The sequence below is a fragment of the Paraburkholderia sp. J8-2 genome (genome assembly GCF_905220195.1).
GTDB lineage: Bacteria > Pseudomonadota > Gammaproteobacteria > Burkholderiales > Burkholderiaceae > Paraburkholderia.
Map to the genome: position 1 here is coordinate 1 of NZ_CAJMZA010000096.1, position 1,238 is coordinate 1,238.

General features: G+C 56.8%; 1 protein-coding gene. It reads left to right on the forward strand.

Annotated elements, in window-relative coordinates:
- Positions 1 to 66 precede the first annotated feature (66 nt).
- Positions 67 to 1,227: an IS30 family transposase gene (locus U5A52_RS42935; RefSeq protein WP_321940473.1), complete on the forward strand. Its 1,161-nt coding sequence runs from the start codon at positions 67 to 69 to the stop codon at positions 1,225 to 1,227.
- The last annotated feature ends 11 nt before the right edge of the window (positions 1,228 to 1,238 follow it).

Here is a 1,238-nt window from a genome sequence, read left to right on the forward strand (position 1 = left end):
CCGACGGCGGATTCAACCGGTCGATGCAACACACTACAGCCTGCGTGAGCAGCGGAGGTGTTGCAAATGAAACAGCGACCGAGGATCTATTACTCCGAGAGCCAACGAAGACTGATGTGGGAGCGCTGGCGCAAAGGCGAAACGATCCATCAGATTGCAAAACTGTTTGATCGGGGCCACTCTTCGATCCAGCGGATACTCGCGGAGAACGGCGGCATCGAGCCACCGCAAAGACGCCGCGCGCCGCAGACCTTGACGCTTGCGGAGCGCGAGGAGATTTCCCGCTCTCTGGTGTCCGGATTATCGATCCGGTCGATAGCCACCAGGCTGGGACGCGCTCCTTCCACTATAAGCCGCGAATTGCACCGCAACGGAGGCAGTCAAGGTTATCGAGCAAATCAAGCGGATGCGCTCGCCTGGAATCGGGCACGTCGCCCGAAGGTTTGCAAATTGGTGCAAAACCAGACGCTGGCACGAGTTGTCGCTGCAAAGCTGAAGCTGCAGTGGTCTCCCGAGCAGATTTCTGGTTGGCTCAGACATGTGTACGCGGTCAACAAGGACTATCTAGTGTCGCACGAGACAATCTATCGGAGCCTCTATATTCAAGCTCGTGGCGCTCTGAAAAAGGAATTGCTCGAGCACTTGCGACGCGCTCGAACCATGCGCCGGTCCCGTCATCACACACTGAAAACTGAGGACCGCACGAACATTCGCGACGCCGTGTCGATCAGTGAACGCCCCGCTACAGCGGAGGATCGCGCAATACCCGGGCACTGGGAAGGTGACTTGCTGTATGGCAACGCTACGAGCCAGATTGCAACTCTCGTCGAACGTCAAAGTCGATTCGTGATGCTGGTAAAAGTGGCCAGCAAGGATTCTGAGGCTGTGGTTGACGCGCTGATACGACACGCCAGCAAGTTACCTCGGGAACTATATAAATCGCTGACCTGGGATAGGGGTTCGGAAATGGCCGACCACAACCGCTTTACCGTCGCTACCGACATTGAGGTCTATTTCTGCGATCCGCAACACCCCTGGCAACGCGGTTCGAACGAAAACACGAATGGGCTTCTGAGGCAATACTTCCCTAAGGGCACCGATCTCTCCGTCTACTCGCAGGCCAGACTGGATGCCGTAGCCAGACGGCTCAACGAACGCCCCCGAAAAACACTAAACTTCGACACGCCGGCTGAGCGATTTAGCCAAATCGTTGCATCGACCGGTTGAATCCGCCACCC